Below are 15,339 nucleotides of genomic sequence, written 5' to 3'. Positions count from 1 at the left end.
TGAGAGCATTAAGAGTTCGGTGCCGAGCGCACGCTCGACACTGAAGGCCGGAACTTGCAAGCAGAGGAGAAGATGGTGTGACCGGTCGAACCGGGACGAGCGAGACACTCCGAGGTGCTCACTGGCAGTCAATGTCGTGTACGTGTTTGGAACTCGCTATCCGTGAGCCCATCTAGGCCAGCGCTCACATATCCGCGCGCAAAAGGCCGGACATATGAGCGCAAGCGATCCGATCAAATCATCTTCAGCCAAAACCTTGCAAGCAGGGGGCCGTCCACATATGAGTACCGGAAGCGCAGAAAACGGCAGCAGACGGCCGGCCTCACGAATTCCCTGACGGGATTTTAGGCGCAGACGCGATTACGGCCTTGCCTCTTGGCTTCGTAGAGCTGGCGGTCGGCGCGGCGGTAGAATTCCTCGGCGGTTTCCTTGCGGTCCCAGACGGCGAGGCCGACGCTGGTCGTGATCTTGAGCCGGACATTGTTGCCGGAGAGGATCGACATGTTGGCGATCGCCTTGCGGATGCGCTCGGCGAATTTGGCCAGGAGGTCCGCCTCCATGTTGGGCGTGACCACGGCGAATTCCTCACCGCCCAGGCGCGCCACCACATCGTGGAAACGTGTCATGTCCTTGAGGCATCTGGCGACAGCCTTGAGCACCTCGTCGCCGACGTCGTGGCCGTGGGTATCGTTGACCTGCTTGAAATGGTCGAGATCGAGGATCATCAGCCCGACCGGCTTTTCGATGCGCCGGAACTCCTCGAGATATTCCTTCAGCGCGTCGTCGAAATAGCGGCGATTCTGCATGCCCGTCAGACCGTCCGTCAGGGCGGCATGCTCGAACGTCTCCGAGCGGGCACTGAGCGAAACCGTCATGGCGCGCAGCTTGCCTTCTTCCGTCGCCTGTTTGCGGATCAGCGGGTAGATGAAGAAGATGCCGAAAAACAGCGCGGTCGCGAGCAGAACGCCCGTCGCGAACAACAGCTTGTTGAGGTAGATGACCTTGTCCAGGCCCGAAGGCGTATGGAGCTCGGTGGCGAAGGATTGCAAGAGCCCATAGGCGTGCAGCGTCACCAGGCCAGCAGCGAGGATCACGAAAATAAAGACGAAAAAAGCGGATTCCGCCTTATGGAAACGCATCTGCTCCCCGATGGAAAAGTGCCCGCCGACCTTATGGCACCGACCGCCTTACGGAGCGTTAATTCCGGCAACTTCGGCGGGAACCTTGCCCTCAAGGTCAACTTTTTAAGTTGCATTAGCAACAAGTGTTTGGATCGTGGTTTCGCAATCGTCACCGGGGCGCAGTCTCTGCCATTCCGGCCCCAGCTGATGGCGAAACCAGGTCCCCTGCCGCTTGGCATATTGCCTTGTCGCGATCTTGGCGCGCTCGATCGCCTCGGGAAAGCTCGATTGCCCTGCCATCGCAGCCTGCAGTTCGCGAACGCCGATCGCTTTCATCGCCGGCAGGTCTGGGTCCAGATGAAGGGCCGCAAGCTGCTTGACTTCCTCCAGCGCGCCCTTGTCCAGCATCCGGTCGAAACGTCGTTCGATGCGGTCGACCAATGCCGCCCGGTCCGGCTCGATGACCAGGAAATGCGCGCTCTGCCTGTCGATCAGCGGCCGGCCGCGCTCGGCCTGCCATTCCAGGATCGATCGGCCGGATGCGTCGAGCACCTCGAGCGCCCGCACAATGCGCTGGCTGTCGGTTGGCTTCAGCTGCATGGCGGCTCTCGAATCCTCACGCAACAACAGGGCGTGCAGCTTGACCGCGCCTTGCTCCTTCAACTCATAGCGCCAGCGATCGCGGATCCGCTGCGGAATGTCGGGCATTTCCGAAATACCCTCGGTCAGCGCGCGAAAATAAAGGCCGGTGCCGCCGACGAAGATTGGCCGCCGCGAGAGTGTTCCGTCAGGCCGTTCGAAGAACGTGCCGTCGTCGATGAGTTTCATCACGTCGCGCAGCCAGGCGCCGGTCGAGTAGGCGGAGCGGGGATGGACATGCCCATAGAGAAAATGCGGCGCTCTTGCGAGCTCGGCCGCCTCCGGCCGGGCGGTCAGGACGTCGAGAACCGAATAGCCCTGCATGGAATCGGTGTTGACGATGACGCCACCTGTGCGTTCGGCCAGTTCGAGCGCCAGCGCCGACTTGCCGCTGGCGGTCGGCCCAGCTATCAGGATCGCGTTCTTCACGCGGCCTTCGCCCGCATCCGCGCCGGAATCCTCGATGCCGCTCATTGCCACGCTTGTTTCCCATCCCGCTGACCGCGCTCTGTCGCCGTCGCTTGCGAATATGGCCTCACGGTCGGTGGGCGCAAGCGCTGTCGTCTGGCTGGCCGAAGGCATTGCCTGTGATCTTGCCCTGCCGCCAGCGGCGCAGGCTGATGAAACGACTGCAGGGCTTCGTGCCGCATTGGCCGTTGAGCCCATCGATGTGATCGTCCAGCAGGCTGAAACACGCCGCAAGAAAATCCTTATCGCCGATATGGATTCGACCATGATCGACCAGGAGTGCATTGACGAACTGGCCGACGAGATCGGCGTCAAGGATCACGTGGCGGCCATCACCGCGCGGTCGATGAATGGCGAGATCGCCTTCGAGCCGGCGCTGCGCGAGCGCGTGGCGCTGCTCAAGGGTCTCGATGCCGCCGTGGTCGAGCATATCGTCGCCAATCGGCTGACGCTGGCCTCGGGCGGCCGCGCGCTGGTCCAGACCATGCGCGCCAACGGCGCCTGGACTGCACTCGTCTCGGGCGGTTTCGAGGTCTTCACCACGCGCATCGCTGCGATGCTTGGCTTTCAGGAAAACCGCGCCAACAGCCTGCTCGACCAGGATGGACGCTTCACCGGGCTGGTCGGCGAGCCGATCCTCGGCCGCGCCGCCAAGGCCGAGGCGCTGCTCGAAATCTGTGCGCGCCTTGGCTTGACGCCGGCCGATGCCATCGCCGTCGGCGACGGCGCCAACGATCTCGACATGATCCGCCTGGCCGGCACCGGTGTCGCGCTCCATGCCAAGCCTAGCGTCGCGGCGCAGGCAAAAGTCCGGATCGACCATGCCGACCTAACCGCGCTGCTCTATCTGCAGGGCTACCGGCAGGAAGAATTCGTGCAATGAAACCAATTCGTACCGAACGACTGATCCTGCGCAATTGGGAGGATCGCGACCGCCAATTGTTCCATCGCATCAATTCCGATGAACGCGTGATGGAGTTCTTCCCGTTTCGCCGCGACCGCGCCGCCGCCGACGCCAAGATGGATGAGTTCCGCGCCGCCATCGATCGCGACGGCATTGGCTTCGCGGCCGCGGAGATCGTTACCACGGGCGAATGCATCGGCTTTGTCGGCATCACCGGAACCGATCACCTGCCGTTCCTGCCCGCCAGCATGATCGAGATCGGTTGGCGGCTGGCGCCCGAATTCTGGGGCAAGGGCTATGTCACCGAGGCCGCCGAGGCATGGCTGGCCTACGGTTTCGAGACATTGGCCCTCGACGAAATCGTTTCCTTCGCCGTCGCCGACAACCGCCGCTCGACTGCCGTCATGGAACGTCTCGGCATGACAGCCGATCCCTCCGCCGATTTCGATCATCCCGGTATTCCCGACAGCCATCCCGCGCTCGAGCGGAATGTGTTCTACCGGCTGTCTCGCCAAGACTGGCAGGCGAACCGCGGCTGATCAATGCCTGTCCGAAGGGAGTTCGTCGCCAGGTTGTGGCGATGCGGCGGCGACGCGGTCGAGCATTTTTGCGAAGTCGTCGCCCGATGCACCACCTGCCCTGCGACGCAGGAAATCGGTCGCCGTTTCCATTGCTCCGACCTTCTGCGCCACGGCAGAAGCGATCCACTGATTGAGCGATACACCGTCGGCCTTTGCCAAGCGCGCGGCTGCTTCCTTGACTGACTGTGGAAGCTTCAAAGGATAGGTTGCCTTGATCATATTCGAAATCCTTCCAGCAGTTCGGCAGGACTGACAACTGGAACGACCTCGAACGTCAATCCATCCGGATCGTCACGAACCTGAGCTCACCGGTCTTCGAAGCCAGCATCAGCAGCGCGTTCTTGCGCCCCTGCTCCTTCAGCGCGCCAATCCTGTCCATGACGTCCTTGGGCGTGGCGACCGATTCCTGCGCGATCTCGGTGATCACTTCGCCCGGCTGGATACCGCGTTCGGCGGCGGCGGAGTCCTTTGCCACCTCGGTGATGACGACGCCGGAGACATCTCCGGCGATGCTGAACTTCTTGCGCGTCTCGTCATTGAGTTCGCCGACCGTCATGCCAAGCACTGCGGCGGTCGAGACAGCCGGAGCCTTGTCGCCGCCCTTGTTCTGGTCGGTGTTGCCATTCTCGCCGCTGGCGAGCTTCTCGCCATCCTCGAGCCGGCCGAGCGTCACCTTCACCGTCTGCTCGACGCCCTTGCGCACGATCAGCACGTCGACGGCCTTGCCCACTGGGCTTTCGGCCACGACGCGCGGCAGGTCGCGCATTTCATGGATGTCCTTGCCGTCGAACTTGATGACGACGTCGCCGGCCTGGATGGTGCCGTTGTCGACTGGTCCGCCCTTGATGACGCCGGCCACCAGCGCGCCCTTGGCGGTCGCCATGCCCAGGCTTTCCGCGATGTCGTCCGTCACCGGCTGGATGCGCACGCCGAGCCAGCCGCGCCGCGTCTCGCCATATTGGCGCAACTGCTCGACGACGCCCGAGGCGAGCTGCGAGGGAATGGAGAAGCCGATGCCGATCGATCCGCCGGACGGCGAAATGATCGCGGTGTTCATGCCGATGACCTCGCCGGCGCTGTTGAACAGCGGTCCGCCCGAATTGCCGCGGTTGATCGCCGCATCGGTCTGGATGAAATCGTCATAAGGGCCCGAATTGATGTCTCGGTTGCGTGCCGAGACGATGCCGACGGTGACGGTGCCGCCGAGGCCGAACGGATTGCCGACCGCCATCACCCAGTCGCCGACGCGCATCTTGGTGGAATCGCCGAATTTCACCGCCGTCAGCTTGTGGCCTTTCGGATCGACCTTCAGCACCGCGACGTCGGTCTTGGTATCGGTGCCGACCAGCGTCGCCTTCAAGGTCACGCCATCGGAAAAATTGACCTCGATGTCGTCGGCATCGGCGATCACGTGGTTGTTGGTGACGACGATGCCTTGTTCGGCGTCGATGACGAAACCCGAACCGAGCGACTGCACCTTTTGCGACCCATTGTCCTTATCGCCACCGCGGTTCTTGAAGAAGTCGTCGAAGAAGTCCTGGAAGGGCGAGCCTTCGGGCAGCTGCGGCATCGGCACGGCGCCCGGCCCTTCGGTGCCCTTCACCGTCTGCGAGGTCGAGATGTTGACCACCGCGCCGAGCACGCCTTGCGCCAGGTCGGCGACCGAGGCAGGCCCGTCGGCGGCGAATGTCGGCGTCACGAAGGACGGGATGGCGGCAGTGCCCAGGACAAGCGCTGCCGTACCGGCGACCAACGTCCGTCGAGCGGCGCGCAAAAGGGTGTTGGATGTCATCGAGAAGCCTCCCGGCATTTCTGAAAGAGAAAAGCGCTTCGACGAAAACGCCGTGTCGCGCCATGATGGCAAGAAATACGGCACGTTTGCGGCTATGGCTATCGGCGGAGCGTAAATCGAGCGTTATTCCGCAAACCGGACGCCTTTACCCGCCCCGCACCAGCCAAACGATGCCGACACCGATGGCGATGGCGGCCAGCCCGCCAATCCGCAATGCATTCTCCGGCATCGACAGCACTTCGCCCGCGAGCTTCCTCGCAAAGCGGGGGAAGCCGCCATAGACCAGGCCCTCTATGACAAGGACCAGGCCTATCGCCGCGAAGAAATCCTGCACCGGCCGTTACTGGCCGGTGCTGGGCTGTGTCGCCGGCGCGGCAGGTGCCGCCGGCGCGGCGGGTGCCGGCGATGTCGGTTTCGCCGGTCCTTCCTTGCCGTCAGGATCGCGGAAGTAGCGGAAGAACTCCGAGCTTGGCGACAGCACCATGGTGGTCCCGGTGCTGTCCAGCGCGGTGCCATAGGCATTCATCGACCGGTAGAAGTCGAAGAAGGCCGGATCACGCTGATAGGCTCCCGCGAAGGTGGCGCTGCGCTGGGCTTCGCCCTCGCCGCGCAGGATCTCGGACTCCTTCCGCGCTTCGGCAACGATCTCGACCACTTCACGATCGGCACGTGCCGTAATGCGCTGTGCCGCTTCGTTGCCGCGTGCCCTCAGCCGCGCGGCCTCCGCCAGGCGTTCCGCCTTCATGCGGTCGTAGGTCTGCTGTGAAACTTCGGCCGTCAGATCGGTGCGGCGGATGCGGACGTCCTCGATCTGCAAGCCGAGCGACGTGGCGTCGGGCCTGAGCTGATCGCGAACTTCGCGCATCATCACGGCACGCTCTTCGGAGAGCGCGGCCTCGAAATCGCGCAGGCCGTAGACGCGGCGCAACGCTGCGTCGAGACGCGTCCTGAGCCGCGCTTCGGCCAGTTCGATCTGACCCGACACCGCCGCACGGAAGACGCGCGGATCCGAGATGCGATAGGCGATGAAGGCATCGACCTCATAGAACTTGCCGCCCGACACCTGGACGCGAATATTGTCGAGATCGAAGCGCAGCACCCTGTTCTCGATCAGCTGCACCGTGTCGGCGTCGAAGAACGAGAACGGCGCCTTGAAGTAGATGCCTGGCTCGCTCTTGACGTCAACGATCTCGCCGAAACGGAGCACCAGCGCCTGCTGGCGCGCATTGACCACGAAGACCGAGGAATAGATCAGGAACAGGATGACCGCCGCTACGATGACGAAGATGGGAAGACGGTTGGCCATCATCACTGGGTACCTCCCGTGCTCGCGGCGGGGGCAGCCGGCGCCGGCGGTTTCGGCTGCAATGCGGGCAGCGGCAGATAGGGCAGGACACCTTGTCCGTTGCCTTGCTCGACGATGACCTTGCTCGAGTCCTTCAGAACCCTCTCCATGGTTTCCAGATAAAGGCGTTTGCGCGTGACATCGGGGGCCTTGGCATATTCGTCGTAGACCGAGATGAAGCGCTGGGCCTCACCTTCGGCTTCCTGCACCACACGATTTTTGTAGGCGGCCGCGTCTTCGCGGACCTGGGCTGCTTCGCCGCGCGCCTGGCCGAGCTTCTGGTTGGAATACTGATTGGCCTGCTCGACGAACTTGTCCTCGTCCTGCTCGGCGCGCTGCACCTCGTCGAACGCATCTGCCACCTCGCGTGGCGGTGCTGCATCCTCGATGGAGACGGCGTTGACGTTGAGACCGGCCTTGTAGCCGTCCAGTGTCGTCTGGATGATCTCGCGCACCGAGGCGGCAATGCCCTGGCGGTCGTCGCGGAAAATGTCTTGTGCCGGCCGGCGGCCGACGGCTTCGCGCATGGCGCTCTCGGCAACCTGCCGCAGCATGCCGTCCGGGTCGGAAACGTCGAACAGGTAAGCGCGGGGTTCGGAGACCTGGTAGGCCACCGAAAACTGTACATTGACGATGTTCTGGTCGCCCGAGAGCATCAGGCCGTTGCCGCTGGTGTTGCCACCGCCAATGTCGACGAGCTGCTCTGAAATCTTGGCCGTCTCGACGGTTTCAAGCGGCCACCAATGGAAGTGCAGGCCAGGCTGGGAAAGCTCGGCCTTCGGCTTGCCGAAGCGAAGTTCGACCGCGACCTCGTCGGGCTGCACGGTATAGACCGCCTGGAAGGCCCACAGAACGACCAGCACCGCGGCGATCAGCCCGAACACGGCCGGACTGGCGCCACCGCCGCCGGGAAGCGCGCGCCTCAGCCGATCCTGGCCACGGCGAATGATGTCTTCGAGGTCGGGAGGCGACCCCTGCGGGCCGCTCGGCCCCTTGGGTCCCTGCCCCCAGGGCCCCTGGTTGTTGCCGCCGCCGCCCCACGGGCCGCCGCCTCCGCCACCTTTGTCGTTCCAGGGCATGAATGTCCTTTCGCTTGGAATTCCCTCAAGCGCCGCGGTACGGCGCAAATCCAGTGTCGTTCTTCTATAGGGACGCCACGGCACGCTTTCAACGCGATGCCCGTCGACTTCATCCGTTTTGGGCCGGTAGCGACCCTTTGTCGTCCTTAAATGTCGTTTTTGTTTTCAAACCATCTCGCGGCGGCGCTCGTAAACCGTATAGCGCGTCGCATGGCTGTCCTTTTCTCCTGACGGAACCTCCTGCGAACTGACCACGTGCCATATATCAGGGTCGATCGGCGGGAAATACGCGTCGCCGTCGACGGCGGCCAGCACATGGGTGACGTGCAGGCGGTCCGCCAGCGGCAGCGCCTGGGTATAGATCTCGCCGCCGCCGATGATGCAGACCTCGTCGACGCCTGTCATGCAGCGTCCGCGCACCGTCGCCAGCTGGATCGCGGCTTCCAGTGTATGCGCCACCTCGACGCCCTCGGCGCGCCACGCCTTGTCGCGGGTGACGACGATGTTCAGCCTGCCCGGCAGCGGCCGGCCGATGCCTTCATAGGTCTTGCGGCCCATGATGATGGGCTTGCCCATCGTGTCGGCCTTGAAGCGCTTGAGGTCGGTGGAGAGCCGCCAGGGCAACCCACCATCCCGCCCGATCACGCCGTTCTCGGCAATGGCGACGTAGATCGCGACATGCATCAATTTGCGTCCCCGTCATTGCTGTCCGACGGTTCGAGCAGGAGGATATCGATATCGTGCTCGGGATAGAAATCGTGCGCCGTCATCTCGAAACTCGTCGGCCCGACCTTTTTGACATTGTCGCCGCAGAACGAGACTAGGGCTTTCGGGTTGCCCTTGTCGACGGTCAGCTTGAACTTGCCGATGGTGCCCCCCGCCCAGTTGCCGCCGGTGGTCAGAATATAGGCGATGCGGCTTTCGTAGAATTTGGGATAACCGTCCGCATTGTCCTTCGCCGCCTTGCGCACCGCATTCTCGAATGCGCCGTCCATGCAGTAGCGGGTCTTGTAGGCTGCGTATGAACCCTGGAACTGGCCCTCATTGAAAAAACTGACAGACGACGTGCCGCCGACGCTCGGCTTGTAGCGGTGCGAGACGTGAACGTCCTTGTTGGCCGGGAAGGCCGAGCGCCACCAATAGGTCGAGCGCAATTGCCAGAACGGCGAATAGCCGGGTTTTTGGCCACTGTCGGCCTCCGCATCCTCGATGATGATGCCGCGGTTGACCCAGTCGTCAGCCACCGCTTGCGGCAGCTTCGTCAGCGCCGCCTTGGCGGCATCGCCGAACGGATTGAAGGGCACGTTTTGCGCCTTCAAATCGGCGCTGATGTCGATGCCGAGCGCGAGCACCTTCTGCTCGAGTTGCGGCTTTGCCGGCGCGCCGTCGATCGTCACCTCGAAGCCGAGGAAGTTGTCGCTTTGATTTTCAGGGATCGCCGGCATCTCTTCGGGATCGCCCGAAATGTCGGGCATCGGGAAGGCCACGATCGCGTCGACATCCTTGTCGGTGTTGTTGTGGAAGACGTAATCCACCGTCACCTTTTCGGGCGAGATGAAAAGATCCTCACTTTGCATCGCCACGGCGTCGTTGCGCGACAGGATCAGGCCGCCGGTGCCAAGCTCGGCAACCGAATCATTGGCCAATGCAGGCGCCGCCGACAGGGCCAGTACGGTGGTCAAAACATATCGCAGCATGAAAGCCCCCTCGGCGAGAATGCCCGCGGGACCCTAGCCCTTTCAATGCGGCGTTTCAAAGCCCTTCCGCGTCAGTGCTCACGCATGCGGTCTGGACACGCACGCGGTCTGGACTAACAGGTCACGATCGGGCAGGAGTTCGCCGCATGCGCAAGCTTCTCGTCATCGGCATCGGCGCCGGCAATCCCGACCACATGACGGTTCAGGCCATATCGGGCCTGAACCGGGCGGACGTCCTGTTTATTCCCGACAAGGGCGCCGGCAAGACAGACCTTGCCGACCTGCGGCGCGGGATCTGCGACCGCTTCGTCACCAACCCGACCTCACGCCGGGTCGAGTTCGACGTGCCGGTGCGCGCCGAACCAACGTCTTCCTATCGCTCGACGGTCGACGACTGGCATGAGGCGATCGCCGCCATCTACGAGGGGCTGATCCGCGACGAGATCGCCGAGGACGGTTGCGGCGCCTTCCTGATCTGGGGTGACCCCTCGCTCTACGACAGCGCCCTGCGCATCCTGGAGCGCGTGCGCCTGAGGGGCAGTGTCGCCTTCGAGCTGGAAGTCATCCCCGGCATAACTGCCATCCAGGCGCTGGCCGCCAGCCACAAAACGGCGCTGAACCGCATCGGCGATCCCGTGCTGATCACCACCGGCCGCCGCCTGACCGAGGAAGGCATGCCGGACAATGCCGGCAGCGCCGTCGTCATGCTCGACGGCAAATGCGCCTTCAACACGCTGGCCGACCAGAACCTTTTCATCCAATGGGGCGCCTATCTCGGCACGCCGGACGAGATCATCATCTCCGGCCGCCTGGGCGATGTCGGCGCCGAAATCGAAAAGCGCCGCGACGAAGCCCGCCGGGAAAAAGGCTGGATCATGGACACGTATTTGCTGCGGAAGCAGGAGTAGTGGTGAGTAGTGAGTAGTGAGTAGTGAGTCCAACCAACTACTGACTACTGACTACTGACTACTGACTACTGACTACTGACTACTGACTACTGACTACTGACTACTGACTACTGACTACTGCCCCGCTTCAATCTCGGCCTGCAGCGCATCCATATGCGTCGCCGCCGCGGCGGACGCCGCGCGCTCGAGGGCGCGAAAGCGGCTGACCACCGCCAGGCCGACCGTCGTCAGCTGCGCCCCGCCGCCCTTGCGGCCGCCGGTCTGCGCCGAAACCAGCGGCTTACCAAACACCCGGTTCATGTCCTCGACCAGATCCCAGGCGTGCTTGTAGGACATCTCCATGCCGCGCGCGGCGGCCGAGATCGAACCGAACGTGGCGATGTGCTCCAGAAGCTCGATCTTGCCAGGGCCTATCCGTCCGTCCGGATCGAGATTTATCCGCAAGCTCAGCGACGGCATTTTGCTCCTCCGCGATCGCTTCAGCTTCGGCGACCGTTATTCCAAAACAATATAGCGGCGATCACCACCCCTGTCAGCCGTCGACCTCGAGCGGCAAGCCGGCGCCGGTATTCGCCCGGTCGAAGCTCACGGTCTTGACCACCGCGAAGACCTTGTCGCCAAGCCGCAGCTTCAGCGCCTGTCGCGATTGTTCCGTGATGCGAGCCAGCACGGTTGCGCCATCGCAGTCGATGCCGATCTCGACCGTCGGCCCTTCGCCCGGGCTGATCGCGACGATAGTGCCCGGCAAGATGTTGAGTGCACTGAGGCCCGTCGGTTTTTCCGTGGCGATCATCACGTCGCGAGCGCGAATGCGGATACGCACCGGAGCCCCGGGCTTCATCTCAAGGCGCGGCACGCGGATCTCGCCGGCGGCCGAACCGAGCACGGTCATGCCGAAAGTCTCGTCGTGACGCAGCACCTTCGTATCCAGCACGGCGCCACCCTCGCCGCGCTCTTCGGCCGGCAACAGGTCGAGCCTTTGCATGACTGCCTCGGTCGGACCGCTGGCGATGACCTTGCCCTGCGCCAGCATCACCACGTCGCTGGCCAGCCGCGCCACCTCGCCAACCGAATGGCTGACATAGACGATCGGGATCTTCGTTTCGTCGCGCAGCCGCTCGATATAGGGCAGGATCTCGGCCTTTCGGGCTTCGTCGAGCGAGGCCAGCGGCTCGTCCATGAGCAGCAGCCTGGGGCTGGCAAGCAGCGCCCTGCCGATCGCCACGCGTTGTTTCTCGCCGCCCGAGAGTTTTGCCGGCCGTCGCCCAAGCAGCGGACCGATGCCGAGCAGTTCGACAACACTGTCCATATCCGCGTAGCGTTCCGCCGCTGGCGTGAACCAACGGCCGTAGCGCAGATTGCTCATAACGCTCATATGCGGAAACAGGCGCGCATCCTGGAACACCATGCCGATGCGGCGCTTGTGCCTTGGCACGAAAATGCCGGCACCGGTGTCGGCCAGCACGCGGCCGTCGACCTCGATGCGCCCCTGGTCCGGCCGGATCAGCCCGGCAATCATGTTGATCAGCGTCGTCTTGCCCGAACCGGATGGCCCGAACAGCGCCGTCAGCCGTCCGGCGCTCTCGAAGTGGGCGTCGATGGCGAAATCGCCAAGCCGATGTCCGATGTCGACAAGGACGCTCATTCGATGTCCATCCGCCGGCCGACGCGCCGCGCCAGCACTTCCGAGGCGACCAGTGCCGCCATCGAAATGATGATGGAAATCAGCGTCAGCCGCAGCGCCCCTTCGTCGCCGCCCGGCACCTGGGTAAAGGTGTAGATTGCCGTCGGCAGCGTCTGCGTCTCGTTGGGGATGTTGGAGACAAAAGTGATCGTGGCGCCGAACTCGCCCATCGCCTTGGCGAAGGACAGGATGGCGCCGGCGATCAGCCCGGGCAGGATCAGCGGCAGCGTGATGGTGCCGAACACCCACAGAGGGTTGGCGCCGAGCGTGCCCGCGGCCGCCTCCATCTTACGGTCCACCGCCTCGATCGACAGCCGAATCGCGCGCACCATCAGGGGAAAGCCCATGACGCCGCAGGCAAGGGCGGCACCCGTCCAGCGAAACGAGAAGACGATGCCGAAATGTTCGGCGAGGAATGCACCGGCCGGGCCGCGCCTGCCGAAAGTCAAAAGCAAGAGATAACCGGTCACCACGGGGGGCAGGATCAACGGCAGATGCACCAGCCCGTTGAGCAGTGTCTTGCCCCAGAATTTCCCCCGGGCAAGCAGCAGCGCGATCGCTATGCCCGGCGGCAGACTGGCCAGCATCGCAGCCGTCGCCACCTTGATGGACAGCCGGACCGCATTCCATTCGTCGGGAGTGAGGTCCAGCAGCCAGGTCATATTGCGGTATCGGGGCCTTTCGAACTCAGTTGCTCGGCGTGAGCACGGTAAAACCCTGTTCCCTGAAGAGTGCGCCGGCCTTGGCGGATTGCAGGCACTTCAGGAAGGCCGGTGTATCCTTGTCCTTCGAATCAGCGGTTTGGGCAACCGGATAGATGATCGGCGGGTGTGAATCCTCTGGGAACGTGCCGACCACCTTGACGCCCTTTTCGGCGTGCGCGTCGGTGGCATAGACGATACCGAGGACCGCTTCGCCGGTCGAAACCAGCTTCAGGGCCGCACGGACATTCTCGGCCTGCGCCACCTTGCCCTCGACCGAGGACCAGACGCCGACCGATTCGAGTGCCGCCTTGCCGTATTTGCCGGCCGGCACGGCCTTGAAGTCGCCCATGGCGAGTTTGCCGTCGCCGACCAGCTTGGCGAGATCGAAGCCCTTCTCGATCTTGGCTTCGACAGTCGAATCCTTCGGCGCCACCAGCACGATCTTGTTGCCGAGCAACTTCACTTCCGTATTGGGCTTGGTCAGCTTTTTGTCGGAGAGATATTTCATCCAATCGAGATCGGCCGAGATGAAGACATCGGCCGGTGCCCCGCCCTCGATCTGCTTGGCCAGCGCCGAACTCGCGGCATAGGAGACGGTCGCGGCCTCGCCGACATCGGCTTCGCAGGCCTTGTTCACCGCGTCGAGCGCGTCCTTGAGGCTGGCAGCCGCGAACACCACGACCTTGTCTTCCGCGTGCGCTGCCGACGTTGCCGTCATCAACGCCGCCGCAAAACCGCTAATGGCGATCGTCCTCAACCCGAAACCTTTGCGCGTCATCGAAAACTCTCCCTGGGTTCAAAAATCCGATCGGCTCGAAGCTCGCAGACCGATATATCCGCATGGATATAACAAGGGAAGGCCTGGCGTTGCCGGAATGCACCTGTTCGAGGGTTGTTCTGCTAAGACCTTCGATCACCAACGAAGCCGTCGCCGACCTCAAGCTCGAAAAAAGGGTAAGGAGGCCTATGCCGTGGTCAAGGCTTCGGACGTGATGGTCGGCATCGACTGAAAAGCTGCGGCTCAGACCGCTATCGGCGCCTTGATCGAGGCATCGGCGACATAGTTTTCCAGCCGGAAATCCTCGAAGCGGAAGGCGAACAGGTCCTTCACGTCCGGATTGATCCACATCGTCGGCAGCGCCCTCGGCGTGCGCTGCAACTGTTCGCGCGCCTGCTCGAAATGGTTGGAGTAGAGATGCGCGTCGCCGAGCGTGTGGACGAAATCGCCTGGCTTCAGCCCGGTCACCTGCGCCACCATCAGCGTCAGCAGTGCATAGGACGCGATGTTGAACGGCACGCCGAGGAAGATGTCGGCGGAGCGCTGGTAGAGCTGGCAGGAAAGCCGGCCCTCGGACACGTAGAATTGGAACAGGCAGTGGCAAGGCGGCAACGCCATGGCTTCCATCTCGGCGGGATTCCAGGCCGAAACGATCAGTCGCCGCGATTGAGGATTGCGGCGGATCTCCTTGAGAAGATTGGCGATCTGGTCGATCGAACCGCCGTGGCCGTCCGGCCAGGACCGCCACTGCTTGCCGTAGACCGGACCGAGGTCGCCATTTTCGTCGGCCCATTCGTCCCAGATCGAAACGCCGTTGTCCGTCAGGTACTTGATGTTGGTGTCGCCGGCCAGGAACCACAGCAGTTCATGGATGATCGACTTCAGGTGCAGCTTCTTGGTGGTGGTGACCGGAAAGCCGCGCGCCAGATCGAAGCGCATCTGGTAGCCGAAGACGGAGCGCGTGCCGGTGCCGGTGCGGTCGCCGCGATCGGCGCCGTTGTCCAGCACATGCTGCAAGAGGTCGAGATACTGGCGCATCGGTTTCGGGCTCGATTCGAGATTTGCCGATCATAGCGCATGTAGGCGCTGACGCCACGTTTGTCTGAAGTTTCCCCATCCAGGGGAGAAACTGTTTCAGCGCCTACTCTGGCGAACCGGAAACGCGGAAAGTCGCCAGCCGGCCGCCAGAATGGAGTGACCCAAAAGGTCCTAGAGGGAGCTGAGCTTGCCCAGATCCTTGGCCAACAGATAGTAAAAGGTCACGCGGTTCTTGGTGTTGTCGGCGTGCATCGCCTTGCAGGTCTTCTCGATCGCCGCGTCGGCTTTCGCCCCGTCGCTGACGCCGAGTTTCTTGGCCACCCAGCGCTCCTTGACCCGCGCCAATTCCTTCGGGTCCGTGCAGGACACCAGGGAGGAGTCGCGGTTCCTCAACGCAATGCCCAGATGCTTGACGATCTTTTCGACCGCATCGGCGTTTGCCGCGGCGTCATATTTCTTCACATCCGCAAGATAATCGGCCATCAAAATTCCCCTCGTCGGCGCCACGGATCCGATCGATGAGGGCTGTGGCGCGCTTGGCAACTTGTGCGCTAGGTCGGTAACTCCTCACCGCTCGCAAAGCTTCGGTTGAGACCACGCC

Annotated in this window: 19 protein-coding genes; 4 read left to right on the top strand and 15 right to left on the bottom strand. The window is 63.0% G+C overall.

Going from position 1 to position 15,339, the window contains the following annotated elements; genetic code table 11:
- Window positions 1-344: 344 nt before the first annotated feature.
- Entirely contained in the window at window positions 345-1,139 is a 795-nt protein-coding gene (locus tag M653_RS0101635) for a GGDEF domain-containing protein (RefSeq protein ID WP_027141716.1), read from the bottom strand.
- A 105-nt stretch (window positions 1,140-1,244) separates the two neighbouring features.
- A complete protein-coding gene (miaA, locus tag M653_RS0101630) occupies window positions 1,245-2,234 on the bottom strand; it encodes a tRNA (adenosine(37)-N6)-dimethylallyltransferase MiaA (protein WP_027141715.1) in 990 nt (329 codons plus the stop codon).
- On the opposite strand from miaA, the gene serB reads away from it, so the two are divergent.
- Both serB and M653_RS0101620 read left to right on the top strand, forming a co-directional pair.
- Entirely contained in the window at window positions 2,224-3,111 is an 888-nt protein-coding gene (serB, locus tag M653_RS0101625) for a phosphoserine phosphatase SerB (protein ID WP_027141717.1), read from the top strand. The two genes, miaA and serB, sit on opposite strands and share 11 nt — an antisense overlap.
- Window positions 3,108-3,671, top strand: coding sequence for a GNAT family N-acetyltransferase (locus tag M653_RS0101620; protein ID WP_027141714.1), 564 nt, complete (start codon window positions 3,108-3,110; stop codon window positions 3,669-3,671). Before serB ends, M653_RS0101620 begins: the two co-directional genes overlap by 4 nt.
- On the opposite strand, the gene M653_RS0101615 is transcribed toward M653_RS0101620, so the two are convergent.
- Both M653_RS0101615 and M653_RS0101610 read right to left on the bottom strand, forming a co-directional pair.
- A complete protein-coding gene (locus M653_RS0101615; RefSeq protein ID WP_027141713.1) occupies window positions 3,672-3,932 on the bottom strand; it encodes a toxin-antitoxin system HicB family antitoxin in 261 nt (86 codons plus the stop codon).
- 55 nt (window positions 3,933-3,987) lie between these two features.
- A complete protein-coding gene (locus M653_RS0101610; protein WP_027141712.1) occupies window positions 3,988-5,505 on the bottom strand; it encodes a DegQ family serine endoprotease in 1,518 nt (505 codons plus the stop codon).
- On the opposite strand from M653_RS0101610, the gene M653_RS1000000138070 reads away from it, so the two are divergent.
- Window positions 5,495-5,620, top strand: coding sequence for a hypothetical protein (locus M653_RS1000000138070; protein WP_272483008.1), 126 nt, complete (start codon window positions 5,495-5,497; stop codon window positions 5,618-5,620). The two genes, M653_RS0101610 and M653_RS1000000138070, sit on opposite strands and share 11 nt — an antisense overlap.
- 30 nt (window positions 5,621-5,650) lie before the next feature.
- On the opposite strand, the gene M653_RS0101605 is transcribed toward M653_RS1000000138070, so the two are convergent.
- The 5 genes from M653_RS0101605 to M653_RS0101585 form a co-directional block, all read right to left on the bottom strand.
- Window positions 5,651-5,839: a DUF2065 domain-containing protein gene (locus M653_RS0101605; protein ID WP_027141711.1), complete on the bottom strand. Its 189-nt coding sequence runs from the start codon at window positions 5,837-5,839 to the stop codon at window positions 5,651-5,653.
- Between the two features lie 6 nt (window positions 5,840-5,845).
- Window positions 5,846-6,811 (bottom strand): protease modulator HflC, encoded by a 966-nt coding sequence (locus M653_RS0101600; protein ID WP_027141710.1) that lies wholly within the window; start codon window positions 6,809-6,811, stop codon window positions 5,846-5,848.
- A 2-nt stretch (window positions 6,812-6,813) separates the two neighbouring features.
- Window positions 6,814-7,929, bottom strand: coding sequence for an FtsH protease activity modulator HflK (hflK, locus tag M653_RS0101595; protein WP_027141709.1), 1,116 nt, complete (start codon window positions 7,927-7,929; stop codon window positions 6,814-6,816).
- A 165-nt stretch (window positions 7,930-8,094) separates the two neighbouring features.
- On the bottom strand, window positions 8,095-8,613 hold the full coding sequence (locus tag M653_RS0101590; protein ID WP_027141708.1) for a dihydrofolate reductase: 519 nt from the start codon (window positions 8,611-8,613) through the stop codon (window positions 8,095-8,097).
- The gene (locus tag M653_RS0101585) at window positions 8,613-9,626 is read right to left on the bottom strand and encodes a DUF4424 domain-containing protein (protein WP_027141707.1); all 1,014 of its coding nucleotides are present in this window, start codon (window positions 9,624-9,626) and stop codon (window positions 8,613-8,615) included. Before M653_RS0101585 ends, M653_RS0101590 begins: the two co-directional genes overlap by 1 nt.
- Before the next feature lie 146 nt (window positions 9,627-9,772).
- On the opposite strand from M653_RS0101585, the gene cobF reads away from it, so the two are divergent.
- On the top strand, window positions 9,773-10,534 hold the full coding sequence (gene cobF / locus M653_RS0101580; RefSeq protein ID WP_027141706.1) for a precorrin-6A synthase (deacetylating): 762 nt from the start codon (window positions 9,773-9,775) through the stop codon (window positions 10,532-10,534).
- Window positions 10,535-10,648: 114 nt separating this feature from the next.
- On the opposite strand, the gene M653_RS0101575 is transcribed toward cobF, so the two are convergent.
- The 6 genes from M653_RS0101575 to M653_RS0101550 all read right to left on the bottom strand — a co-directional run bounded on the left by M653_RS0101575 (window position 10,649) and on the right by M653_RS0101550 (window position 15,221).
- Entirely contained in the window at window positions 10,649-10,993 is a 345-nt protein-coding gene (locus M653_RS0101575) for a winged helix-turn-helix domain-containing protein (protein WP_027141705.1), read from the bottom strand.
- Between the two features lie 73 nt (window positions 10,994-11,066).
- Window positions 11,067-12,179 carry a molybdenum ABC transporter ATP-binding protein gene (modC, locus tag M653_RS0101570; protein ID WP_027141704.1) on the bottom strand — a complete coding sequence of 371 codons (1,113 nt, stop codon included), beginning with the start codon at window positions 12,177-12,179 and terminating at the stop codon, window positions 11,067-11,069.
- Window positions 12,176-12,880 (bottom strand): molybdate ABC transporter permease subunit, encoded by a 705-nt coding sequence (modB, locus tag M653_RS0101565; RefSeq protein ID WP_027141703.1) that lies wholly within the window; start codon window positions 12,878-12,880, stop codon window positions 12,176-12,178. Before modB ends, modC begins: the two co-directional genes overlap by 4 nt.
- A gap of 25 nt (window positions 12,881-12,905) precedes the next feature.
- A complete protein-coding gene (gene modA / locus M653_RS0101560) occupies window positions 12,906-13,700 on the bottom strand; it encodes a molybdate ABC transporter substrate-binding protein (RefSeq protein WP_027141702.1) in 795 nt (264 codons plus the stop codon).
- Window positions 13,701-13,943: 243 nt separating this feature from the next.
- Window positions 13,944-14,738 (bottom strand): thymidylate synthase, encoded by a 795-nt coding sequence (locus M653_RS0101555; protein WP_027141701.1) that lies wholly within the window; start codon window positions 14,736-14,738, stop codon window positions 13,944-13,946.
- A 171-nt stretch (window positions 14,739-14,909) separates the two neighbouring features.
- A complete protein-coding gene (locus M653_RS0101550) occupies window positions 14,910-15,221 on the bottom strand; it encodes a DUF2853 family protein (RefSeq protein ID WP_027141700.1) in 312 nt (103 codons plus the stop codon).
- Between the last annotated feature and the right edge of the window lie 118 nt (window positions 15,222-15,339).

Origin of the sequence: Mesorhizobium sp. WSM3626 (genome assembly GCF_000513935.1) — a bacterium.
GTDB lineage: Bacteria > Pseudomonadota > Alphaproteobacteria > Rhizobiales > Rhizobiaceae > Mesorhizobium > Mesorhizobium salmacidum.
This window is presented reverse-complemented; position numbering and strand designations above follow the sequence as displayed.